Origin of the sequence: Aeromonas sp. FL131 (assembly GCF_049860615.1) — a bacterium.
In the GTDB taxonomy this organism is placed as follows: domain Bacteria; phylum Pseudomonadota; class Gammaproteobacteria; order Enterobacterales; family Aeromonadaceae; genus Aeromonas; species Aeromonas hydrophila.
This window is the reverse complement of sequence record NZ_CP187595.1, coordinates 4,631,888-4,655,758: the sequence shown is the minus strand read 5'-3', so window position 1 is coordinate 4,655,758 and position 23,871 is coordinate 4,631,888. Positions and strand designations below refer to the sequence as shown.

Genomic DNA, 23,871 nt, shown 5'->3' with positions numbered 1-23,871 from the left:
CAAGACGGACCCGACCCATGCCCAACAAGCTGATTGAGCGACTGCGCGGCAGCCTCTCGACCCTGCTCTATTTTCTCAACACCCTGTTCTGGTTTATCCCCATCCTCACGCTGGGCCTGCTCAAGCTGTTGCTGCCCTTCAAGGGCTGGCGCCCCCTCTGCAACGCGCTGCTGGATGGCAGTGCCGGCTGCTGGATCGGTTTCAACAACCTGATCCAGAAAACCATCATCAGAACCCCTTTCGATGTGGTCGGAGTGGACAAAGGGCGCCGGAATGAGTGGTATATGGTGATTGCCAACCATCAATCCTGGGTCGACATACTGGTACTGCAGCGGATTTTTAATCAAAAAATCCCCTTCCTGAAGTTTTTCCTCAAGAAAGAACTGATTTGGGTACCTTTTCTCGGTCTGGCCTGGTGGGCGCTGGATTTCCCCTTCATGCGGCGATATTCGCGCAAGTTGCTGGAAAAGAAGCCGCATCTGAAGGGAAAAGACATAGAGACCACGCGCCAGGCATGTGCCAAGTTCCGCCATATTCCGGTGAGTGTGATGAACTTCGTGGAGGGCACCCGCTTCACCGCCCGCAAACACGACAAACAGGCAGCACCCTATCGCCACCTGCTGCACCCGCGGGCTGGCGGCATCGCCTTCACCCTGGCGGCCATGGGTGATCAGCTGCACAAGCTGGTGGATGTGACCATCGCCTATCCGGACGGCATCCCCAGTTACTGGGACTTCATGTGCGGTCGGGTCAAGGAGATCAAGGTTCGAGTCCGCTTTTTGCCGATCGAACGCAATCTGGTGGGGGATTACTTCAATGACCCCGAGTTCCAACAAGAGTTTCAACAGTGGCTGAACGGGATCTGGCACGAGAAAGACCAGACCCTGGACCAGCTGCTGGCGGACAAGACGCCCTCAACGACGCCATGCTAACCCTGCTCCCGGGTCCGCTGGTGCTGCTCATCAGCGCCGGCCTGACCATACTGTTTACCGCCCTGTGCGCCAGCCTGATCCTGCTGGTGTCACTGGCCAAGCTGCTGCTGCCGATCCCGGCCTTTGGCCGTGCCTGCAGTCGCCTCAACAACCGTTTCATGCGCCTGTGGCTGGCCTGCAACGCCCTGGTGATCCGCCTCACCACCCGCATCGACTGGCAGGTGGAGGACGACACCCGGCTGCGCAAGGATGGCTGGTATCTGATCATCAGCAACCACATGAGCTGGACCGATATCGTGGTGCTGGGTCATCTGTTTCGCGACCGACTGCCGGTGCCTAAGTTCTTCATGAAGCACGAGCTCATCTACATCCCGCTGCTGGGGCTGGCCTGCTGGGGGCTCGACATGCCCTTTATGCGTCGCTACTCACGGGAGTTTTTGCTGAGGAACCCGCACCTGCGGGGCAAGGACATCGAAACCACCCGCAACGCCTGCGAGAAGTTTCGCCACATCCCCACCACTGTCATCAACTTCGTGGAGGGGACCCGCTTCACCGAGGCGAAGCGCGACGCCTCCCGCTCCCGTTACCAGCACCTGATGTCGCCCAAGGCGGCAGGGCTGGCCTTCACCCTGGCGGCCATGGGAGAGCAGTTCGACAGCCTGATCAACGTCACCATCAGCTACCCGGATAACCCCGAAACCCCCTTCAAGGATTTCCTGATGGGACGGATGAAGCGCATCCGGGTACGGATCGAGGAGCTGCCGGTGGATGAGCAGCTGGTGGGGGATTATTTCAACGACAAGCAGTTCAAACGCGGCTTCCAGCAGTGGCTGAACCAGCGCTGGCAGGAGAAGGACGCCGTGCTGGCGCAGTGGCAGGCAGCCGATGCGGCGGCTCAGGCCGAGCCGCAGGCAGCCAAGGCGAGTGCCGAGGCCAGCTCGGGCAGCTGATCCTCGCTGAACACCCGGATGCCGTGGCAGCGCAGCAGGGCCGTGGTCATGCCCTCGCCCGACACAGAGACACCCTCGAAGCGGCCGTTGTAGATGCGGCCGCTGCCGCAGGAGGGGCTCCCCTCCTTCAGCAGGGCGAAGCGAATGCCCTGAGCCTGGCAGAGTTGCAGCGCCAGCCGGGCGCCGTGATCGAACTCGGCCGTCACATCCAGTCCACCCTCGGTCACCACCCGCTCGCCTTGCCGTTCGGCAGGCAGGCGCGGGGTCGGCAGACCGCCCGCCACCTCGGGGCAAAACGCCAGCGCTCGCCCTTCAGCCCCCAGCTCGCGCAGCCAGTCGCTGACAATGCCCTTGCTCTGACCGTCGTAGCGCACCGGCTGACCCAGCAAGCAGGCGCTGACCAGCACCTTGTGCACGCTGGTCTCACTCATGCTTTGCTCCCCCGCTGGCTAGAACCTGGGCCATCGTAGCGCAACGAACATGGGCCCAGCAGGCAGGCACTCACCAATACCTTGTGCACGCCTGCGCCACTCATGCTTCCGCTCCGTTCATCACCTGATCGAACATCACGCAGCAGGGGCTCTCCATCCGGTAGAGGATGGCGGGGCGCTGCTTGCCGGTACGCTTGCGGCCGGTATCCACCAGGATGCCGGCGCGGTGGATCCGCTTGCGAAAGGCCGCCGTGTTCATCGGCGTCTGCAGGATGATCTCGAAGGCCCGTTGCACCTCGGAGAGGGTGAACTCGGCCCCCAGCAGTTGCAGCGGCAAGGTGCTGTAGCGGCTCTTGATCCGCAGCCGCTCCAGCCCCCGGGCGATCAGCTGGGTGTGGTCGAAGGCGAGGCTGAGCCCCGGCAGGTCACAGAGCGGGTGCCAGCAGCCGTGCACGGCCTCGACCTCGGAGTCCACCAGACAGAGATAGACCAGGGTGGTGGACCAGCCACGGGGATCCCGCTCCAGGTTGCCGAGGGTGCAGACCTGCTCGCTGTAGCAGTGACCCAGCCCCCACTCGGTCAGCAGGCGATGGCGAGCCGCGTCCAGATCCCGATCCCGGGTCTCGTCGATGCGCAGCGCCGGCAGTTGCCAGCAGTGGGCAAAGGGCGGGCGATCACGGGTCTCAAGCAGCAGCTCGAGCCCCTCCTCGTTCAACCGCAGCACCACCATATCCAGACTCATTCTCAACATGCCGATCGCCCTGCTCGCCTTCGATTAATGTTTGGTAGATAATATCACACGAATAGTATGTGCAGGAGCCACTCCATGGGAACCGTCGCCAGCCTGGATATTGATGCGCAGAAGGGCTTTACCCCCCTCTGCCCGAACGAACTGCCCGTCACGGGCGGGGATGATATTGTGGCTGCGCTCAACGCTCAGGCCACCCTCGCCAGCCTGCGGATCGGCAGCAAGGATTCGCATCCCGCCAACGCCGCCTGGGCTGTCAGCGATCCCGCCGGCATGTTGCTGCCGCTGGACTTGCCCAATGCCGACCTCACCTGGCCGGTGCACTGCGTGCCGGGTACCCGCGGTTTCGAACTGCTCGACGGCCTGCCAGCCCCGGTCGATTACGACTTCTTCGTCTGGAAGGGGGTCGAGCCGGATCTGCACCCCTACGGCACCTGCTTCCACGATCTGGCCGAGCGCCGCAGCACCGGACTCATCGAGTTTCTGCACGCCCGCGGCGTCACTACCGTGCTGGCCGGCGGCCTTGCCACCGACTACTGCGTCAAGACCAGCGTGCTACAGCTGCGCCGCGCCGGCTTCCGGGTGATCGTCCATCTCGATGCCTGTCGTGGTATCGCCCCCGAGACAGTTGCCAGCGCCCACACCCAGATGATCGAGGCCGGCGCCGAACTCGCCCAGAGCCTGATCGATGTACAACGCCTGCTGGACGCCTGATATGCCCCTCATTCTCATCAGCCTGCCCGATACCGGCGTCTGCAATCTACAAAAGCGGCAGGGGAGCGCTCTTGCGTTCACCCGCCTGCGGGGAGTCTGATATGCCACCCATACTCAACAGCCTGCTCGATACAGATGCTTACAAGCTGCACATGCAGCAGGCGGTGTTCCATCGCTATCCGGATGCCGAGGTGGTGGCCGAGTTCCACAGCCGCAACGAAGAGGATCTGCTGCCCATGATGGGCCAGATCGAGGAGCAGCTGCACCTCGCCGGCTCGCTGCGGCTGACCAGGCCCGAGCTCAACTTCCTGGCCGAGCGCCCCTTCTTTACCGCCGATTACCTCGACCACCTGCGCCGCAAGCCGCTGGATGCCTCCCTGCTCAAGGTGTTCGAGCAGGACGGCCGCATCAACGTGCGGGTCGAGGGCCCCTGGCAGGACGTGATCCTGTGGGAGATCCCGGTGCTCGCCATCATCAGCGAGATGCGCAACCGCTTCCGCTATCCCCAGTTCGGTGTCACTCAGGCGCTGGAGCGGCTCGATCAGAAGATCGACAAGCTGGAGCGGGAGCTGAGCCGGGAAGAGATGAACGAATTCAACCTCATCGACTTCGGTACCCGGCGCCGTTTCTCCCTCGCGGTGCAGGATGCGGTGGTGGGTCGTCTCAAGGAGCGGCTGCCGGCGTTTCGCGGCACCAGCAACTACCTGCTGGCCCAGAAATACGGCCTGCCGGCAGTGGGCACCCAGGCCCACGAGTGGTTCCAGGCCCACCAGCAGCTCGGCTTCCCGCTCGAGCACAGCCAGCGGGCCGCCCTCACCAGCTGGCTGGATGAGTTCACCAATCACCTCGGCATCGCGCTCACCGACTGCATCACCATGGATGCCTTCCTGCGCGACTTCGACTTCGAGCTGGCCAGCCGCTACCAGGGCTTGCGCCACGACTCCGGCGATCCCGTGGTGTGGGGCGAGAAGGCCATCAGCCACTATCAGCGGCTCGGCATCGATCCCACCGAGAAGACGCTGGTGTTCTCCGATGGCCTCAACCTCGACAAGGCGGTCGAGTTGTTCCGCCACTTCCGTGGTCGCATCAACACCAGCTTCGGCATCGGCACCAAGCTCACCTGCGATCTGCCCGGCGTCAGCCCGATGAACATCGTCTTCAAGCTGATGGAGTGCAACGGCGGCCCGGTCGCCAAGATCTCCGACAGCCCCGGCAAGACCCTGTGCCGGGATGCGGACTTCATCCGCAACCTCAAGCAGGCGTTCCACGTCGGGGTCTGACTTCGGCCAATCTGAGGCAAACAAAAAGCCCGCCGGTTTGCACCGGCGGGCTTTTTTCATCGGGTCTGGCGGGATCAGTCTTTCTTGGCCAGCAGGAATTTCACCAGCTGGTTGAACTGTTCCTGGGAAGTAATGGATTCGATCTTCACCATGTACTTGCCGTTGACCAGGAAGGCCGGCACACCGCGGATATTGTAGCTCTCGGTGTTACGGTCAAACTGGGAGACCATGCCGGAGACGGCGAAGCTGTCGACGGCACCGTCGAACTCCTCGGCCGGCACGCCGTTGTCCACGAAGATCTGCTTCACGTCGGTACGGCTCTGCGGGTACTGACGCTGGGTGTGGATCTTGTCAAAGATGGCCGGGGTCAGCTTGCCTTCAACGTTCAGCAGGCTGGCAACGGCGTAGGCACGCTGCATCTCCGGACCCATCTCGCGGCCCAGGAAGGCCACCGGGTTTTTCTTCATCGGCACGCCTTCCGGCAGGTTCTTCTTCAGATCCTCGGCAATCGGCTCGAACTTGGCGCAGTGGGGGCAGTAGTAGGAGAAGAACTCCAGCACTTCCGGTTGGGCGCTACCGGTCTGTTTGACCACATCGTAGTTGACGCCTTCCTTGAATTCGGGGGCGGCGTGAACCATGGGGATCATCAGCATGGCAGCAAGGAAAAATAGTACTTTTTTCATGACGTTTCCTGTTAAGGGATCACTGTGAGGCACGCCCGGCGAACCGAAGCAGTGCCAAGCCTATTGCGTCACCACTGCGCAGTCAATGGTCAAGCTGGGTGCGCGAGTCCCGTCTGCCGCCCGCTCTCTTTCCCTCATCACCAGCCAGGCGTCAGCGTCAGGGGCGGTGCCTTGAGCGCTTCCAGCTGGTCGTGCAGGGTCGCGATCTGCTGGCGCCAGTAGTGATCGGTGTTGAACCAGGGGAAGTGGCGCGGGAAGGCGGGGTCTTCCCAGCGCCGGGCCAGCCAGGCCATGTAGTGAACGATGCGCATGGCCCGCAGCGGCTCGATCAGCGCCAGTTCGCGCGGGTCGAACTCCATGAATTCTTCATAGCCCGCCAACAGGGTATCGAGCTGGATCAGCTGCTCGTGCCGCTCGCCGCTCAGCATCATCCAGAGATCCTGGATGGCGGGGCCGCTGCGACAGTCATCGAGATCGACGAACATGGGGCCGTCGCGCCAGAGGATGTTGCCCGGGTGGCAGTCGCCATGCAGGGAGATCTGGGCCACGTCCAGGGTCATGGCGTCACTGACATGCTTGATCAGCTCGTCCAGTACCCCGAAGAAGGACTTGGCCAGCCCGCTCGGCAGCCACTCGCCGGACGCCAGCAGCTGACGCGGTTCGTGCAGCATGCTCTCCACATCGAGCCGGACTCTGTGGTGGAAGGGACGGCTGGCACCTATCTGGTGGATGCGGCCAAGGTAGCGCCCCACCCACTCCAGCTGGTCGAGGTTGTCCACCTCGAACTGGCGGCCCCCCACGCTCTGCCAGATGGCGAAGGGGTAGCCCTGATGCTCCAGCAGGGTCTCACCGGCAAAGGCGATGGGAGCGGCAACCGGGATCTCCGCCTCATTGAGGCGGGCGGCGAAGTCGTGCTCTTCGAGGATCTGTGCCCGGCTCCAGCGACCGGGACGGTAGAACTTCACCACGTAGCGGCGACGATCTTCATCCTGAAACTGGTAGACCCGGTTTTCGTAGCTGTTGAGTTCGATGAGACCGGAGTCGATACGCAGGCCGCTGAGGTCCAGCGCATCCATGATGAGATCGGGATTGAGGTCGGAATAGTTGAAACGCATGTCATCCACCATGAGAAAGGGGCGCCGTTGCGCCCCATTCTATCACTACTGCTTATCATTGCCGCGCCCGATGACCGGCTAAAACCGGCCATGGTGGCGACGGTCACAGCCGGCTGATGAACTTGCTGGGCTGGCGCAGGATCCCCTTGCTGTCGTCTGCGGCCGCCCCTTCGCGTTTCAGCACGAAGCGGATGTCCAGGGTCGGCTTCTTCAGATTGAAGGGGTCGACCGCTACGCTCACCGGCAGGGTGAAGATCTCGCCCGCCTTCAAGGTCACCTCGCGCGGGCCGAACCATTCGTGCTCCGGCAGCCCCTCCACATCCAGCTGATAGGTCTGGGGATGCAGGGTCTTGTTGAGGATCTTGAGGGTGTAGGTGTTCTCGATGAGCCCCTCGCTGTTCTCGCGGAACAGCTGGTTGCGATCCCGCAGGATATCGAGCCCCATCGGCATGATGGACATGGCGTTGTAGACGAACACCCCCAGCATCACCGCCATCACCAGGCCATAGCCAATCAGCTTGGGCCGCGCCACGTGGGTGGAGTCGTTGGCCAGCTTGTGCTCGGTAGTGTAGCTGATGAGCCCCTTCGGATAGCCCATCCGCTCCATGGTCTGATCGCAGGCATCGACGCAGGCACCGCAGTTGATGCACTCGTATTGCAGGCCGTCGCGGATGTCGATGCCGGTCGGGCAGACCTGCACGCAGAGGTCGCAGTCGATGCAGTCCCCCAGCCCCAGCGCCTTGGGATCGGCCTTGCGGGCACGGGCACCACGGGTCTCACCGCGCTTGGCGTCATAGCCGACGATGAAGGTGTCCTTGTCGAACATGGCGGACTGGAAGCGAGCATACGGGCACATGTGAATGCACATGATGGCGCGCATCCAGCCGGCGTTGCCGTAGGTACAGGCGGCGAACAGCACCACCCAGAAGATGACCCAGCCACTGGCCTGCAGGGTGAAGAAGTCCGGCACCAGCTGGAACACATCCTGGAAGTAGGCGACGAAGGTGAGGCCGGTACCCAGCGACAGCAGGATCCAGGCCAGATGCTTGGCCCCCTTGCGGGCCAGCTTCTCGGCGTTCCAGGGCGAGGCGTCCAGCTTGCGGCGCTTGTTGGCCGCCCCTTCCAGCTTCTCTTCGAACCAGATGAACATGAAGGTCCACACCGTCTGCGGGCAGAGATAGCCACACCAGACCCGACCGAGGAAGGTGGTCACGAAGAAGAGCCCGAAGGCGGCAATCATGAAGATCCAGGCCAGCAGGGTCAGGTCCTGCGGCCAGATGGTGGCACCGAAGATGTGGAACTGCTGGTGACCGATATCGAACAGCACGGCCTGGCGACCGTCATAGCGCAACCAGGGAATGGCGACGAAGAGCACCACGAAGAACCAGCCCATGGCCTTGCGCACCCGCTGCCAGTAGCCGGTCTGGGCCCTCACGTAGATGCGGTTGCCGGGATTGAACCTGTCATCGCTCGCTTTGAAGGTATTGGGGTTGTATGTCCCCGTTACATCGCCGGTGACATCCTTGATATCGATCTTGTCCTGGTCGGCCATTGCAACACTTCGCTCCACTCATTAATTGTTATGGAGCGGATTATATCTTAAACAGCCTGCTAATTGTGTGGGTAAAATGTATCTAATGTTCGAGTGGCGTCGCAATTTCAAGCAACAAAAAAGACGTATCGCCAGTTGACGAAACGCCTTTTTGAGAGATTCTTTTGAACACCAATAAAGGCTCCAGCTGGAGCAATCTTTACTTGATACCGCGGGCCTTGAGCAGGGCTTCCTTGAAGTCGGGCACGTGGTCCTTGGCCAGGCCGGGGATCATCGCCTGCTTGTCGGATTCCCGCATCTTGAGGTGATAGATCAGCATGTCGTCGGTCAGCTCGGACAGAGGACCTTCAAATCCCGCTTCCTTGGCCAGTTTGGCAACAAACTGCACCAGGCTGAGATCCTGTTCCTTGATCCAGGCAGGCTGCAACAACTCCAGCAGCTCTTCGATACGATGACATTGCATAGACGACCTCTTTAATCTGTCTTGTGAAACTCAGGCAACCTTACCCATCAAGGCTACTTCGATACGATCCCGCCCATTATGCTTGGCCTGGTAGAGGGCCGCATCCGCTTTTTGAATCAGTTCGCTGATGGAGAGGCTCTGATCCGGCACCAGGGTCGCCACCCCGAAGCTGCAACTGACCCGGCCGGAGACCAGGGATTTCTGATGGGGAATGCTCAAATCCTTCAGCGCCACCCGCACGTTCTCGGCGATCTGCAGCGCCCCCTGCATGCTGGTACAGGGCAGCAGCAGGGCGAACTCCTCCCCGCCGTAACGGGCGGCGAGATCGTCCTCGCGCCGCTGCACCTCGGCCAGCAGACCCGCCACCTGCTGCAGACACTCGTCCCCCAGCTGATGGCCATAGAGGTCGTTGAATTGCTTGAAGTAGTCCACATCCACCAGCACCAGCGACAGCGGCGCCCGGGCCCGGTGACAGCGACGCCAGGCGCGCTCGAGGCAGTAGTCGAGGTGGGCCCGGTTGGCGATGCCGGTCAGCCCGTCCAAGCGGGAGGTAAGCTTGAGGTGCTCGGAGACCGCCTTCAGCTCGGCCACCAGATCGGCGTTGGAGAAACGGTGATAAAGCGAGGCCACCTTATCCCGCCGCAGGCGGCGCAGCAGGGTCGGCAGGAAGACGAACAGGTAGCCCGCCAGCATGCAGGAGACGATCCGCTCCTGCTCGTTGCCCGCCCCCAGCTCGAACAGCATGGCCAGCCCGAGCGGCAAGACGGCGCCGTAAAGCGAGCGGCGGCTGCCGAACAGCATGATGGCGCTGCCGGTGAGGATGAGGCTGGAGAGCATCATCATGGCGGCACGATAGGTGTCGGGCAGCTTGTCCATGTAGAGCAGCACACCCAGCGCCCAAATGATGGAGGTGATGGTCACCCCGATGAAGAGCTCACGCTCCAGCACCGGCAGCGGGATCTGCGCCAGCCTGGGCTGACGCCAGCGCAGGTGCCAGCCTCGGCAGATCAGCAGCAGCAACACCCCGGCCAGCCAGCCGAGCGCCTCGGCGGCGGGCAGGTAGTCGTGGAACAGCAGGCTCCAGCCAAGCGCCAGCAGACCCAGGCAAGGCAGGCTGAATGAGGCGTGGGTATAGAGCTGGGCCATGATGGCCTGCTTCACCTGACGTGTCACACTCTGGGTCAACTGCGTACTCCCTGTACAAGAGCCGCACAGTCTACCACTACCCCTTCGGAGCCAACAATAAACCGTCCGTTATTAAGCGGTTAGTCAGTCGATGATGCCAGGCCTCAGCCTGCCGGCAGAGGCGGCTCAGCCGCGCTCCAGCTCGTCGAGGATCGGGCACTCGGGGTTTTCATCCCCGTGGCAGCAGCCGACCAGCCCCTCGAGGGAGCTGAGCATGGCCTGCAAGCCGGCGATGCGGGCGCGCAGATCGACGATCTTCTCCTGTGCCAGCTTCTTTACCTGAGCGCTGGTTCTGTGCTCGTCCCGATAGAGCGCCAGCAGCTCCTGGCACTCCTCCAGATTGAAGCCGGTCTCCCGCGCCCGCTTGACGAAGCGCAGCTCGCGCAGCGCCCCCTCGGTGTAACTGCGGTAGCCGTTGTCGCTGCGGACCGGCGCCGAGATGAGGCCGATGCTCTCGTAGTAGCGAATGGTCTTGGCGGTCAGTCCCGTCGCCTTGGCTACCTTGCTGATGTTCATGGATGACTCCTTAACGGTTCGATTCTGTGCTGACATTGTGGCTGACCTGGGCAAGTGCCCGCGGCTGCCAGCGTTTCAATAACAGGGAATTGCTCAAAACGGTGATGCTGCTCAGGGCCATGGCCGCCCCCGCCAACTCGGGGCTGAGATAACCCAGCGCCGCCAGCGGAATGCCGATGATGTTGAACACGAAGGCCCAGAACAGGTTCTGCTGGATGGTGCGCCAGGTGGCTGCCGAGATGTCGATGGCATCGGCCACCAGCCGCGGGTCAGACCGCATCAGGGTGATGGAGGCGGTCTCCATCGCCACGTCCGAGCCGGAGCCCATGGCGATGCCGACATCCGCCGCCGCCAGCGCCGGGGCATCGTTCACCCCGTCCCCCACCATGGCCACCAGCCCGCGAGTTTGCGCCCGCAGCGCCTCCACTTTCTCCACCTTGCCGGCCGGCAGCACCGAGTCGAAGGCCCCGTCCAGCCCCAGCTTGGCGGCAATATGGGCCACCGGCGCCGGCGCATCACCGCTCACCAGCCAGCTGGCGATGCCGCGCTGGCGCAGGGTGGCGATGGCATCCGGGCTCTCGGGGCGCAGGGTATCGGCCAGTGCGGCTATGCCGGCCACCACCCCGTCGATGGCCACCCAGACCCGGGTCGCGCCGTCGGCGGCTTGTTCATCCTGTTGTGGTACCTCAATGCCGAGCTGAACCAGCAAAGAGCCATTGCCGATGGCGACCATGTGACCGGCGACCTGACCGACAATACCGGCCCCGACCCGCACCTCCACCGCCTCCGGCTGGGGCAGCGTAGCCTCCTTGCCGACTGCCTCGCGCATGGCCAGCGCCAGCGGGTGTTCGCTCGCCTGCTGCAGAGCGGCGGCGAGACGCAGTTGCTCGTCGTTGCCGCTCCAGCTGGCCAGTACCGGCCGGCCCTGGGTCAGGGTGCCGGTCTTGTCGAAGATCAGCGCCTTGATGGCATGGGCCTTTTGCAGGGTATCGACATCCTTGATCAGAATGCCGTGGCGCGCCGCCACCCCGGTACCGGTGACGATGGCCGCCGGCGTCGCCAGCCCCAGCGCACAGGGACAGGCAATCACCAGCACGGCCACCGCCGCCAGCAGCGCCTGACCGAAGTCGTTGCTGATGGCGTACCACACCAGCAGGGTGAACAGGGCAATGGCCATCACCACCGGCACGAACACAGCGGAGACCTTGTCCACCAGCTGTTGCAGCGGCGCCTTGCCCATCTGGGCGTTCTCCACCAGTGCGATGATCTTGCTGAGGCTGGAATCCTCTCCCACCGTAGTAGCTTCGATCTCCAGCACGCCGGAGCGGTTGATGGCACCGCCCAGCACCTTGTCACCCTCGCCACGGGGCACCGGCAGGCTCTCGCCGGTGAGGATCGACTCATCCAGCTCGCTGGCGCCGCTCACGATTCTGCCATCCACCGGCACCCGCTCACCCACCAGCACCCGCAGCCGATCGCCGCGCAGCACCTCGTCGATGGCGACGCTCTGCCAGCTCTCGCCACGCCAGACGGTGGCCGTTTCCGGCCGCAGCGCCATCAGTTCGCGAATGGCGGACTGGGTACTGCGTCTGGCCCTGGCTTCCAGCAACTTGCCGAGGGAAATCAGGGTAATGATGATGGCGCTTGCCTCGAAATAGAGCTGGCCGCTGGCGGCCATCCCCAGGTTGAGCAGCAGATAGAGGCTGTAGAAGTAGGCCGCACTGGTACCGGTCACCACCAGCACATCCATGTTGGCGGAGCGGTTCTTGATGGCGAGCCAGGCACCGCGATAGAAACGGGCGCCGATCCAGAACTGCACCGGGGTGGCGAGCACCAGCTCCAGCCAGGCGGGCAGATGCCAGGGCAGCAGACCGGCCATGGCCAGCATGCCCGCCAGCAGCGGCAGGGTCAGCAGGGCCGAGACGATGACCCGGGTTTGCGCCTGACGGGCGCTGGCGGCCTCCTGCGCTTCCCGCTCCAGCAACTGCTGGCGGCGGCCGCTGGCTGAGCCCTGCGCCAGTTGGGCGCCAAAGCCGAGCGCTTCGATCTGCTCGCGCAGGCCAGCGGGCGTCTGCATCCCGGGTACCAGCACGATACGGGCCTGCTCGATGGAGAAGTTGACGTCGGCAGAGATGACGCCGGGCAGCGCCGCCAGCATCTTGTTCAGGCGGGCCGAGCAACCGGCACAGGTCATGCCGGTGATCTGAAACAGTATGGTCTCACTGCCGTAGTCGTAACCCTGCGCCTTGATGCTCTCCAGCACCGCCGGCAAATGATCTGGGCTGGCAAGGTCGATGGTGGCTTGCTCCAGTGCGAAGTTGACGGTCGCCTCGACCCCTTCCAGCTTGTTGAGGGCGGTCGTGATGCGGCCGGCGCAGTTGGCGCAGCTCATGCCGCTGAGCGGCAACTGCAGATGAATGGGTGATTGAAGATGAGTGGTCATGTTGTTCCTCCCCGGAACCAGTCGGCCAGAATGAGCGCCGACCAACAAACCCTAACCTTTACTGTAAGGGTAAGCTCAAGCCACATGATCCACTTTTTGCGGATGAAAAAAACGGCGCCCGTTTGCTACCAGAGAGCCAACGGGCGCCGCCTTCAACTATTGCGCGGTGTGAACTGCGACTCAGATACCGTACTGGGCGCGGTAAGCCTTCATGGCGGCCAGTTGCGCTGCCAGCTCCGGCTGCTCGGCCTGCTTCTCTTCCAGATAGGCAATCAGGTCGCTCATCTGAATGATGGCGATGATGTGGGCGCCGTAGTCACGCTCCACTTCCTGAATAGCGGAGAGCTCGCCCTTGCCCTTCTCCTGACGGTCCAGCGCGATCAGTACGCCAGCCAGGGAGGCACCGTTGGCCTGGATCAGATCCATGGATTCGCGGATGGCGGTACCGGCAGTGATGACGTCGTCCACCAGCATGATGCGCCCCTTGAGCGGGCTGCCCACCAGATTGCCGCCCTCGCCGTGATCCTTGGCCTCCTTCCGGTTGAAGCACCAGGGCACGTCCACGTCGTACTGCTCCACCAGCTGCACCGCGGTGGCGGAAGCGATGGGGATCCCCTTGTAGGCCGGGCCAAACAACACGTCGAACGCGATGCCGGCATCCATCAGGGCGGCGGCATAGAAGCGGCCGAGACGGGCCAGATCGCGGCCGCTGTTGAACAGGCCGGCGTTGAAGAAGTAGGGGCTTTTACGACCGGATTTCAGGGTAAATTCACCGAATTTGAGGACCTGCTTCTCCAGGGCGAACTCGATAAATTGACGCTGGTAGGCTTTCATTCTGGCTCCTTGCTTGGCTTGTCGTTTACTTTCGTGGGGTATAAAAAAACGCGGTCAATGCCGCGTTTTTAAAATTATGAAAGCGACTGCTTCTGCAGCGCAATGATGTCGGCGATGCCGCCCTTGGCGAGCGCCAGCATCTCCAGCAGCTCTTCATGGGTGAAGGGCTCGGCCTCCGCGGTGCCCTGCACCTCGATGATGCGACCATCCTCGGTCATCACCACGTTCATGTCGGTCTCGGCGGCGGAGTCTTCGATGTACTCCAGATCGCAGATGGCTTCCCCTTCATACATACCGACGGAGACGGCGGCGATCATCTGTTTGAGCGGGCTCTGCTTGAGCATGCCCTTCTCGACCATCCAGTTCAGCGCATCCACCAGCGCCACGCAGGCACCTGTGATGGCGGCGGTACGGGTGCCGCCATCGGCCTGCAGCACGTCGCAGTCAACTGTGATGGAGTGCTCGCCCAGCGCGGTCAGGTCTACCGCCGCGCGCAGGGAGCGGGCGATCAGCCGGGAGATCTCCAGGGTGCGGCCACTCTGCTTGCCGGAGGCCGCTTCGCGGTTCATCCGGGAGTGGGTGGAGCGCGGCAGCATGCCGTATTCGGCAGTGACCCAGCCCTGATTCTTCCCTTTCAGGAAGCGCGGCACGCTGGTGTCGACGCTGGCGGTGCAGAGCACGCGGGTGTTGCCGAATTCCACCAGCACGGACCCTTCAGCATGCTTGGTGAAGTGGCGGGTAATGGTGACCGGACGAAGCTGCGCGGCAGTGCGATCGCTGGGACGTGACATGGGACGGACCTCTGGGCTGGCTGAATTGGCGCAGGAGTATAAGTGATCCCAGCCCAAATATCAGCCGCTAAAACCACGCTGTCGGCTGACGGAGCAGGGCTGGCTGAGTATACTGGCCCCACACTTCATCAAGCCCGGAACAATCAATGATTCACAGCATGACCGCCTACGCCCGCAAGGAACTCAAGGGCGACTGGGGCACAGCCGTTTGGGAAATTCGTTCGGTCAACCAGCGCTATCTGGAGACCTACATTCGCCTGCCGGAACAACTGCGCAGCCTGGAGCCGGTTCTGCGTGAGCGCTTCCGCGCCAAGCTGCAGCGCGGCAAGGTGGAGTGCAACCTGCGCTTTGAGGCCGCCCAAGCCGCTGCCAGCCAGCTACACATCAATGAAGAGCTGGCCAAGCTGATCATCGACAGCGCCAACTGGGTGATGAAAGAGGCGGGCCAGGGCCAACTCAACCCGGTCGACGTGCTGCGCTGGCCGGGCGTGATGGCTGCCGCCGAGCAGGACATGGATGCGGTCGCCACCGAGCTGCTCGGCGGGTTTGACCTGACCATGGAAGATTTCCTCGCTTCCCGCGCCAGCGAAGGGGCCAACCTCAAGGCCCTGATCGAACAGCGTCTGGCGGGCATTCAGGTAGAAGTGAAGAAGGTGCGCGTGCACCTGCCGCAGATTATCGAGTGGCAGCGCCAGAAGCTCACCGACCGGCTGGCCGAAGCCAAGGTGGAGCTGGATCCGGCCCGCATCGAGCAGGAGATCGTGCTGCTGGCCCAGAAGATCGACGTAGCCGAAGAGCTGGATCGTCTGGAGATGCACATCAGCGAAACCAACAAGATCATGAAGAAGGGTGGCGCCTGTGGCCGTCGTCTCGACTTCATGATGCAGGAGTTCAACCGCGAGTCGAACACCCTCGGTTCCAAGTCGATCAACGCCGAAGTGACCCAGTCCGCCGTCGAGTTGAAGGTGCTCATCGAGCAGATGCGCGAGCAAATTCAGAACATCGAGTAATCGATACAAGAAGCCCGTCAACGACGGGCTTCTTTCATTTGACGACGCGCCCGGTTGGCGGCCTGCGCCAGATCGGATTTTCACGTTGCACCGACAGCATCTGACTCACTTGTGCGGTATGCTGTCACGCTGACGATCAACCATGACCTCTGTTGAGGCCTGCCTTATGAAATACCTTGTAGTTCAAACCAAACAGATAGGGGATGTGCTGATCTCCACCGCGCTGTGCAACAACCTCAAGCAGAATGACCCAAGCGGCGAGGTTCACTATCTGGTCATGGATTATTGCGCGGGTATGGCGCAGGGCAATCCCAATATCGATCGGCTCATCATCATCGAGAAGGCCAGGCGCAACCAGTGGCGCTACATGAAGGATCTGCTGCTGGCCATTCGCCGCGAGCGCTACGATGTGGTGGTCAACAGCCAGGGCCAGATGATCGGCCTGCTCAGCTGCCTCTTCTCCGGCGCCCGCCTGCGCATCGGGTTTGACTCCTTCCCCTGGCGGCTCGGCCACAACCGCATCGTGCGTTTTCGCAAGGACACCGAATTCCAGGGCAACAGCACCCTGGTTGACGATCGCTTCTCGCTGCTCAAGCCGCTCAAGCTGGCCAGCGAGGATCGCAACTACTACCTCTGGCTCAGTGAAGAAGAGAAACAACAAGGAAAGGATGCCCTGCTGGCCGCCGGCGTCGACCTGAGCCGCCCGCTGATCGCCATGGGCGTCAACTCGCTCGGGCACTACAAGCGCTGGCCCATCGACTGCTTTGCCAAGGTCGCCCAGTGGCTGATCGAGCAGCACGACGCCCAGATCCTGATCTACTGCGGGCCGGGGGAAGAGGAGTACAACCGCGGCCTGAAACCGCTGCTGCCCGCCGCCCTGCAAGCCAGCGTCTTCGACCACATCAAGACCCGCTCGGTACGGGAATTGGTGGGGCTATTCGCCCACTGCCGGCTGTTTGTCGGCAATGACACCGGCCCCCGCCACATGGCGCAGGCCATCGACCTGCCCCTGCTGACCATAGTGGCCCCGGGTGGCGACAAGATCATCGCCAACCCGGTCAACCATCCCCGTTATCAGGCCATCGATGTGTTCGATGCCAAGGGACCCGATTTCCAGCTGCCGCAAAACGCGGAAAAGGACTTCATCGACGAAGCCCTGCTGCGCGCCATCACGCCCGAGCTGGTGATTGAACGGCTGACAGCGCTGCCTGGTTGGCAAGCAGCCACGCCCTGAAGGTACGCTCGAACTCGGCCAGGTCGAGGGAGTTGATATCCTGCTCCCGGGTATTGGTCGAGAACAGCACGGTGGCTGACGGGGAGTTGGGGTGCCACTCCAGGAAGTTCTCGTTGCCGCCCCCTATGTCCGGGTTGTAGAGGCCAAGAATGGGCTTGTGCAGCCCGGCGGCGATGTGCACCGTCGCCGTGTCCACCGAGATCAGCCCCTGACACTGGCGCAGCTGGGCGAACAGCCCGGCCAGCGAGGGCGCATCCGGTGACAGCAGCAGGCGCTCCGGTCGGCTCAAGCCGGCCCGGATCCCGGTCACCTCCTCCTCCATACCCGGCGGATAGAGCAGGCAGATGGCGCAAGAGCCCGCCGCCAGCATCTGCTCAAGCATCTGGCTGATAAGCTCGGGCCGCAGGCGGCGAGAGCTGCCGCTGCCGTACGGGTTGAAACAGAGGACCGGCTCTGCCGGCCACCAGCTGGCCAGCGCATCGGGCGGGCTCATGGTCGGGACTATGTATTGCTGGTCCGGATTACTCACGCCGAGCCGCTGCAACAGCAGGGCGAACTTGTCGGAGAAGTGCATGCCGCTGGAAGCCTTGCCCAGCTTGAGGTTGACCGCCTGCAGGGCGTCGTCCATGCCGGCAACCCAATCCGCCCTCACCTGACTGATGAAGTAGATGTCCTTCATTTTTAGCATCTTGCCAAAGTGCACCAGACACTCCACCTCCCCCAGCGAGTGTGCCAGCCGCTTGAGCTGGCCATAACCCGGCCGCTTGGGCACCTCTATCACCTTGTCCATGCCGAAATGATCGCGAAACAGGGGAGCCATGGCAGCAGTCGTGACGATCCACACTTCCCGCTCCGGGCTGGCGCGCTTGATTTCGCGGGCCACCCAGGACGAGACGATCGCATCGCCAAGCTTGGCATCCCAGCGCAGCAACACTATTTTCCCCTTGCGCTCATGCAGCGGGGCCGGCCGCTTGCGATCGAACAGCAGCTGCCCCAGCTTGCGGCGAAGAATGTCACGCTGGAGTTGCAGATCGTTGATTAATGACATGAATCCACCAGAAGGGCCGTTGAGTTGGAAAAAGGATGATAACAGGCTGACGCGACTAGAGCGCCATCAGGGCATCGACCTGGCGGCTGATCTCCGCCGGTGACAGGGCCGCCAGATTGTCCGTGGTCGAGCGCAGGATGATATTGCGACCCGCCAGCGGAATGAACGCATCGCGCCAGCGCTCGTTGTTCATCAACACCAGGGTGGGCACCCCGAAGGAAGAGGAGATATGGATGATGGAGGTATCGGTCGAGATGACCCCTTGCGCATCCTTGATAATCTTGGCGGCATCGAGAATGGTGTCGGGAAACAGCACTCTCATGTCCTGCCTCGGGCACGCCACGGGCTGCCTGGAGAATACCAGGTAGGAGATCCCCTGATAGGTCGGCAACTGGGCCAGGATCTCGTCGATCTGCGCCTCCGTCATCGAGTTGCCAACCTGGCTGCCCGTCAGGTTGACCAGCAGATAGCGGCCATACGCGCTGGTATCGAGCTGCTCATTGCAGGGTGACGGTACTGTGGCCGGCACGCCAGCCGCATCACCTGCCACGCTGAGCATGCGATAGACGAAGTGATCCCGGACTGGGCGTGATGACACTATGGTCGCCTTCTGGTTGAACAGCGGCAGCAACTTCTGCTGCCCGTCGCTCTTGAAGCGCAGGGGCAGCGACTGCAAGCGCCCGTTGGCCAGCAACAGCAACTTGGCCATGGCGATATCGTCGGGCTCGTCAAACAGATTGATCACCAGGTCATACTGCCGTTGCCTGAGTTCACGCAGCTTGCACCACATGCTCGCCGGCCACAGGGTGTCGTTCAGGGTGATCACGTGACACTCATCGATCCCGACGACCGACGCCGCCAGCAGCTGGTTGCGCTGGCTGCACACCAGCTCGAGGCGCGCGGCGGGGTAGATCTCCCTGAGCCGGGCCATGGCGGGCAGGGTGAGAATGAAATCACCGATGGCGTCATAACCGACCACCAGTACCCGCTTCACCTTCGCCCCGGCGGGGCATGGGGCGGCGTCAGGCGCTCTGCCGATCAGCCATCTGGCAATGGAGTGGGTAAGCAACGTCTTGAGATTCATGGGTTATCCAGCATGTATGACCGGCAGCGTCGGCAAGGCTGACAGGGCTGCCAACCAACAGCCGCTGCCGGCACGCCCAGTGCTATTTCAGATAGTGGCCGTAGGCTCTGTCATCGATGGTGGTGGTGAACAGATCTACATCCAGACAGCAGGGTTCCACCCCGGAGGCAGACAGGCCATTGAGCTGCAAGCGGCCGGTCAGATAGTCGGAGGGCATCCGCAGCGGATAGGCGCACTGCAATAATTTTTTCGCCCCGGCCAGGGTCAGCACATACCCAGCGGTAGAGAGTACCCCTCGCTTGGAGGAGCGGCTGGGCGTCAGGTATCTGGCAAGCCGGTAGCCACCGGGCAGGGATGACAGGAATGGCCAGCGCTTGGCTTTGCCATGATGCAGGAAGACGATCTCGGACTGGCAGGAGTGTACTATCGTCTCGATGATCGCCTTGCTGTGCATGTGCAGGTAGATGTCATCCTCAAGCACCACGCAGCGCTCAATACCCTCGGCGACGATGCGCTCATAAACTCGGATATGGCTCATGGCGCAGCCAATCTCGCCAAAACTCAGTTCATGGCCACATACTTCTTTGGCCAGCTCCAGATCCACCTTGGCCAGCTCGGCACTGCTCAGCGCCTTCCCGTCGGTAGCATCAACAAACTCGAAATCTATGCCCAGATGCGCCATCTGCTGAACAACCATCGCCCGTCGCTCAACGCTGCGAGCCAAACTGATGACCAAAACCGGAATCATGACGTACAGGTATCCTTTTTAGACTCATGGGCAAACCAGATGAAAACCAGGCTGAGCGTGTACAGATAGAGCACCCCTTGATGCTCAAACGGCACATCGCTTAGGGAGTTAATGGCAAATGCGAGGGGAACCAGCACACCCGCCGAAATCCTGCTTATATTGTTCGCCGCCAGATAGAGCGGCAGACCAAGAAAGATCACCAGTGCAATAAATCCTATGCTGCCGCGGATCACCAGATTCTGCATATATTGGTTATGGGCATGGGCCAGCTCTGGGCTAAGAATCGATGGAGATAGCACCCCGCTCTCAGCCTGGCTTCGCTTCAGTGCATCAAACCCATTTGTCCCCACCCCGGCCAAGGGTGCATCCAAAAATCCTAGCCAAGCGCTCTGCCATGCCACAACGCGCAAGCCCCAAGATGAATCATATGAGCCTTCCTCTACCAACTTGAGATCCGACACGGCAGAGTGAACCCTGCTCTGTACCAGCTGATTGGTATGATAAATAACTCCAATTGAAGCCACGCAAAGCATGGCTACCGCAACATATTTCCACGGCTTGAAGTAGGCTTTGTAGCAGATGACGTAGGCAAGAATGACCCCGAAGGCGAGCCAGACCCCCCGGCTCTGGGAGAGATAAAGTGCAAACAGGGCTGCCATCAAACCAACCAGCCCCCACCCCCTCAACCATCCAGGCAGCCGTTCCTGCTGAAAGACGAACCAGTTGAGAATGACTAAGGTCAGCGCGGCCTGCGAAAAGAGAATGGCATTGGTAAAACCTTCCACCCTGGCAATGCCGTGTTGGTATTGCCAGATGCTGAGGATACCCAATCCCATCCCGCCCAGCACGATGGCCAGATAACCCAGCATCAACAGAATCGGCTTGCGCGGCATCATCAGCGCAAAGATGAGGACATAGAACAGCCCGCGCATGACTCCGTATTGATCACCGTGGATCAACCGGTTGACGAAGATCATGGCAGCATAGACCAGCAGCCCCCAGAGAATGCGACGATCTTTGAGCCCCACATCCCGTTGTTTGCCAACAAAGTAATTCAACAAACCGAATATACCGGTCACGGCCAGCAGATTGGATTGAATACTCTGGCCGAAAGGGGCCAGAAACAGGCCACAAAAAGAAAAGATGATGGTCAGCCCAAACAGGGCAGCGGTAATTCTATCTAACAATTCAATGCTTCTTTTACTGGGCATCAATCAAGATTTCCTGAACACATAGTTACCCCGGATTTTGCGCCACAGGCCAAAAACATCGGTACGCGGGAAAATGGCAATGCGGCGGATCCGAAAAGGGTCCTGGTGCATGGCTCTGGGCCCGCTGTTGGTGGCAACCGCAAAACGGTAGCCCGCCACCATCGCCTGCGCCTTGGCACTCTCATCCATATCGCCATAAGGGTAGGCGAACGACAGCAGAGAGTGGCCGAGCAGGGCTTCGAGTTGTCGTTTGTTCTCTTGGATTTCATGAGCTTGCTGCTCGGGTGCAAGCTTGCTCAACCTGGGGTGGGTCAGGGTATGCCCGCCGATCTCCACATGACCGGAGGCCGTCAGCGCCTTGAGCTGCTCGCCATTCATCAAGTCCACCCGGGTGTCCGGGTTGCTCGCATGCTCCACATCCCAGCGGTTATACCCTTCCCCCGTGACCACGTATACCACGGCTTTGTAACCATATTTTTCCAGCAGCGGCAGCATGCGAGTCAGGTTGTCCTGATAGCCGTCGTCGGCGGTGATCATCAGGTATTTCTTGCCGTACTGCAGCCGGTGAATGAAGCCCTTGTCCGCCAGATCGCGGAACGTCAGGGTCTCATAGCCGAGCCACTTCAGCAGGCGCAGGTGCTTCTCGAACATGGCGATCGGCATCCAGGTGCCGTGTACCCCCTTCTCGCTATCATGCTCGATGAAGCGGTGGTACATGATGACCGGCATCTCGCGGCGCAGGGTTTCGACCATCGCATCCTGATAGATGGATTCCAGGTCGGAGACCACTCCCGCCAAGCCATATTCGGCCTGAATGCGCTGACGAATTGTGTCTGAAACGGTGCAACTGGCCAGGGCCGGGGTAATCTGCGCTTTCAGTGCGGCAAAATCGATCGCCAGGTCCTGGGGGCCGATATCGCCGAAGTTGCTGGCCAGCGCTTCATCCAGATTGCGCTCGGTCACCAGCCCGATGGCCTTGGCCTCACCGATGGCAAAGGCGGGACGGCCGCACAGCAGGGCCTCCATCGCCACCCGACCGGCCCCGATCACCAGATCGCATTGCGCTATCAGCGCAGGGACATCCTCCACGTAGCCAACGAAATCGACCCGCTCCTGAAAACGCTGGAAACGCGCCGGCAGCTGGCTGCCGCTCACCACCTTCACCTGGCAGGCGTCCAGATCCAGCACCTCATCCAGCAACCTATAGCAGAGCTCACCTTTGGGGCCGCTCAGCCGGCCTACGATGGCGATCACCGGCCTGGCATTGGTCGGGGCAGGCACAGGCTGGAACTTGTCGGTTTCGATGCCATTGCGCAGCACCTGCACGATGGCCGGATCCACCCCCAGATTGTCGATGATCTGGTGGGCGATATCCTCACACACTGCCACCGCTCGAAAGCCGAGAGCATGGAAGGCCTTGCGGGAGGCATGCACCGGTTGGCGGCCGTGCACCGTGGTGATCATGGGGGTGCCGGTCAGCTTGCAGGCCACATAGCTGCTCCAACCGGAGGCGCGGGAGTGGGCATGCACCAGCTGGATATGATGCTTCTTGATCAGATAGATGAGGTAGAAGACGTGCCAGAAGCGGCGCAGAATGCTGCGCTTGTTGAATCGCAGCTTGAACACCTCACCCAGAGTGGGCTTGGTCAAGGTGTCCGATACGTAGAAAACCTGGTGGCCACGCCGGGTCAGTTCGTTACCGACCGTGGTGGCATAGACCTCAGCGCCCGTCACTTCGAGCTGGGAGAGTGCCATCAATATGTTCATTGCGTGGTTACCCGGTAGAAACTGAGAAAAACCGTGACAAACAACAGCGCCGGAAGCAGGTATGGCCTGCTTCCGGCTTGTCTGCACATGGCTGTGTAAAACTCACCCGTTAACGGTTGAGCCACGCCATATAATCCGCGACCCCTTCGGCCACGGTTTTGAACTCGGCGTCATAACCGACGCCGCGCAGCTTGGTCATGTCTGCCTGGGTGAAGCTCTGATAGTGGCCCTTGAGGTGATCCGGGAAGGGAATGTACTCGATGGCACCCTTCTGATGATGCTTGATCACCGCTTCGGCCACGTTCTGGAACGGTTCGGCCCGGCCGGTACCGCAGTTGAAGATGCCGGAGTGCTGCGGATTCTGCCAGAACCAGAGGTTCACCTTGCAGACGTCATCCACATAGATGAAATCGCGCATCTGGCCGCCGTTGGGGAAGCCGTCGCAGCCTTCGAACAGCTTGGGATTCTCGCCCTTCTTCACCTGAGTATTGAGGTGGAAGGCAACCGAGGCCATGGAGCCCTTGTGCTGCTCGCGCGGGCCATAGACGTTGAAGTACTTGAGACCGACTACCTGGGAGTTGATCTCCGGCATCCAGCGACGCACGTACTGGTCGAACAGCTGCTTGGAGTAGCCGTAGACGTTGAGCGGCTGCTCGAACTTCGGATCTTCGATGAAGTTGTCGTTGCGCCCGCCATAGGTGGCGGCAGAGGAGGCGTAGATAAACGGAATTTCCCGCTCGATGCAGTAGTGGAACAGATCCTTGGAGTACTCGTAGTTGACCTCCATGATGAACTTGCCGTTCCACTCTGTGGTGGCGGAGCAGGCGCCTTCGTGGAAGATCACCTCGATGCCGCCATCCCACTCTTCAAATTCGTCGCCGGAGACGATCCGCGCCTGGAACTCATCCTTATCCATGTAATCGGCAATGGTCAGATCGACCAGATTGACGAACTTGGTGCCGTCGGTCAGGTCATCGATGACCACCACATCGGTCCGTCCTTGAGCGTTCAGCTGCTTGACCAGATTGCTGCCGATAAAGCCAGCACCGCCAGTTACTACGATCATGGAGTTTGCCTCGCGTACGTTGATGGCCACGTGTGACTGCCTGTTAAAGCTGTGTATAGTGAGCCA

At 61.4% G+C, this 23,871-nt stretch carries 23 protein-coding genes; 6 read left to right on the top strand and 17 right to left on the bottom strand.

What is annotated here, in order from left to right; translation table 11 throughout:
- Positions 1–17 precede the first annotated feature (17 nt).
- Both ACPW75_RS21675 and ACPW75_RS21670 read left to right on the top strand, forming a co-directional pair.
- The gene (locus tag ACPW75_RS21675) at positions 18–932 is read left to right on the top strand and encodes an acyltransferase (protein WP_077096285.1); all 915 of its coding nucleotides are present in this window, start codon (positions 18–20) and stop codon (positions 930–932) included.
- Positions 926–1,882, top strand: a complete 957-nt coding sequence (locus ACPW75_RS21670) for an acyltransferase (RefSeq protein ID WP_024945523.1) — start codon at positions 926–928, stop codon at positions 1,880–1,882. The genes ACPW75_RS21675 and ACPW75_RS21670 overlap by 7 nt, the downstream gene beginning before the upstream one ends.
- Here the strand turns inward: ACPW75_RS21670 and ACPW75_RS21665 are convergent.
- Entirely contained in the window at positions 1,828–2,313 is a 486-nt protein-coding gene (locus ACPW75_RS21665; protein ID WP_077096283.1) for a DUF523 domain-containing protein, read from the bottom strand. The two genes, ACPW75_RS21670 and ACPW75_RS21665, sit on opposite strands and share 55 nt — an antisense overlap.
- Positions 2,314–2,413: 100 nt before the next feature.
- On the bottom strand, positions 2,414–3,064 hold the full coding sequence (locus tag ACPW75_RS21660; RefSeq protein ID WP_077096282.1) for an NUDIX hydrolase: 651 nt from the start codon (positions 3,062–3,064) through the stop codon (positions 2,414–2,416).
- A 75-nt stretch (positions 3,065–3,139) separates the two neighbouring features.
- On the opposite strand from ACPW75_RS21660, the gene ACPW75_RS21655 reads away from it, so the two are divergent.
- Together ACPW75_RS21655 and pncB are read left to right on the top strand one after the other, a co-directional pair.
- Complete coding sequence (locus tag ACPW75_RS21655; RefSeq protein WP_077096281.1) at positions 3,140–3,775, top strand: nicotinamidase; 636 nt, start codon at positions 3,140–3,142, stop codon at positions 3,773–3,775.
- A gap of 101 nt (positions 3,776–3,876) precedes the next feature.
- Entirely contained in the window at positions 3,877–5,055 is a 1,179-nt protein-coding gene (gene pncB, locus ACPW75_RS21650) for a nicotinate phosphoribosyltransferase (protein ID WP_011707868.1), read from the top strand.
- A gap of 74 nt (positions 5,056–5,129) precedes the next feature.
- On the opposite strand, the gene ACPW75_RS21645 is transcribed toward pncB, so the two are convergent.
- From ACPW75_RS21645 to rph, 9 genes are all read right to left on the bottom strand, one after another.
- Entirely contained in the window at positions 5,130–5,738 is a 609-nt protein-coding gene (locus ACPW75_RS21645) for a thiol:disulfide interchange protein DsbA/DsbL (RefSeq protein ID WP_043126077.1), read from the bottom strand.
- A 137-nt stretch (positions 5,739–5,875) separates the two neighbouring features.
- Positions 5,876–6,865, bottom strand: a complete 990-nt coding sequence (locus ACPW75_RS21640; protein WP_017409685.1) for a serine/threonine protein kinase — start codon at positions 6,863–6,865, stop codon at positions 5,876–5,878.
- 91 nt (positions 6,866–6,956) lie between these two features.
- Positions 6,957–8,405 carry a cytochrome c oxidase accessory protein CcoG gene (ccoG, locus tag ACPW75_RS21635; protein ID WP_016352365.1) on the bottom strand — a complete coding sequence of 483 codons (1,449 nt, stop codon included), beginning with the start codon at positions 8,403–8,405 and terminating at the stop codon, positions 6,957–6,959.
- Between the two features lie 199 nt (positions 8,406–8,604).
- Positions 8,605–8,868 (bottom strand): YihD family protein, encoded by a 264-nt coding sequence (locus ACPW75_RS21630; protein ID WP_026457260.1) that lies wholly within the window; start codon positions 8,866–8,868, stop codon positions 8,605–8,607.
- Positions 8,869–8,898: 30 nt separating this feature from the next.
- Positions 8,899–10,053 (bottom strand): GGDEF domain-containing protein, encoded by a 1,155-nt coding sequence (locus ACPW75_RS21625; protein ID WP_179101420.1) that lies wholly within the window; start codon positions 10,051–10,053, stop codon positions 8,899–8,901.
- A 126-nt stretch (positions 10,054–10,179) separates the two neighbouring features.
- Entirely contained in the window at positions 10,180–10,569 is a 390-nt protein-coding gene (cueR, locus tag ACPW75_RS21620; protein ID WP_010635698.1) for a Cu(I)-responsive transcriptional regulator, read from the bottom strand.
- 10 nt (positions 10,570–10,579) lie between these two features.
- Complete coding sequence (locus ACPW75_RS21615; protein ID WP_077096280.1) at positions 10,580–13,012, bottom strand: heavy metal translocating P-type ATPase; 2,433 nt, start codon at positions 13,010–13,012, stop codon at positions 10,580–10,582.
- Between the two features lie 180 nt (positions 13,013–13,192).
- Positions 13,193–13,846, bottom strand: coding sequence for an orotate phosphoribosyltransferase (gene pyrE, locus ACPW75_RS21610; RefSeq protein WP_077096279.1), 654 nt, complete (start codon positions 13,844–13,846; stop codon positions 13,193–13,195).
- 74 nt (positions 13,847–13,920) lie between these two features.
- Positions 13,921–14,637 carry a ribonuclease PH gene (rph, locus tag ACPW75_RS21605; RefSeq protein ID WP_024945517.1) on the bottom strand — a complete coding sequence of 239 codons (717 nt, stop codon included), beginning with the start codon at positions 14,635–14,637 and terminating at the stop codon, positions 13,921–13,923.
- A gap of 146 nt (positions 14,638–14,783) precedes the next feature.
- On the opposite strand from rph, the gene ACPW75_RS21600 reads away from it, so the two are divergent.
- The gene (locus ACPW75_RS21600) at positions 14,784–15,647 is read left to right on the top strand and encodes a YicC/YloC family endoribonuclease (protein ID WP_011707879.1); all 864 of its coding nucleotides are present in this window, start codon (positions 14,784–14,786) and stop codon (positions 15,645–15,647) included.
- A 166-nt stretch (positions 15,648–15,813) separates the two neighbouring features.
- Positions 15,814–16,881 (top strand): glycosyltransferase family 9 protein, encoded by a 1,068-nt coding sequence (locus tag ACPW75_RS21595; protein ID WP_077096278.1) that lies wholly within the window; start codon positions 15,814–15,816, stop codon positions 16,879–16,881.
- On the opposite strand, the gene ACPW75_RS21590 is transcribed toward ACPW75_RS21595, so the two are convergent.
- From ACPW75_RS21590 to rfaD, 6 genes are all read right to left on the bottom strand, one after another.
- Positions 16,817–17,929 (bottom strand): glycosyltransferase family 9 protein, encoded by a 1,113-nt coding sequence (locus ACPW75_RS21590; protein WP_077096277.1) that lies wholly within the window; start codon positions 17,927–17,929, stop codon positions 16,817–16,819. The genes ACPW75_RS21595 and ACPW75_RS21590 overlap by 65 nt on opposite strands.
- Positions 17,930–17,984: 55 nt before the next feature.
- Positions 17,985–19,013, bottom strand: a complete 1,029-nt coding sequence (locus ACPW75_RS21585; protein WP_179101419.1) for a glycosyltransferase family 9 protein — start codon at positions 19,011–19,013, stop codon at positions 17,985–17,987.
- Positions 19,014–19,095: 82 nt separating this feature from the next.
- On the bottom strand, positions 19,096–19,761 hold the full coding sequence (locus tag ACPW75_RS21580) for a glycosyltransferase family 25 protein (protein WP_077096276.1): 666 nt from the start codon (positions 19,759–19,761) through the stop codon (positions 19,096–19,098).
- Entirely contained in the window at positions 19,758–20,972 is a 1,215-nt protein-coding gene (locus ACPW75_RS21575) for an O-antigen ligase family protein (protein WP_077096309.1), read from the bottom strand. Before ACPW75_RS21575 ends, ACPW75_RS21580 begins: the two co-directional genes overlap by 4 nt.
- Positions 20,973–20,975: 3 nt before the next feature.
- Entirely contained in the window at positions 20,976–22,739 is a 1,764-nt protein-coding gene (locus ACPW75_RS21570; RefSeq protein ID WP_179101418.1) for a polysaccharide deacetylase family protein, read from the bottom strand.
- A 109-nt stretch (positions 22,740–22,848) separates the two neighbouring features.
- A complete protein-coding gene (rfaD, locus tag ACPW75_RS21565; protein WP_029302357.1) occupies positions 22,849–23,805 on the bottom strand; it encodes an ADP-glyceromanno-heptose 6-epimerase in 957 nt (318 codons plus the stop codon).
- Positions 23,806–23,871: the final 66 nt, after the last annotated feature.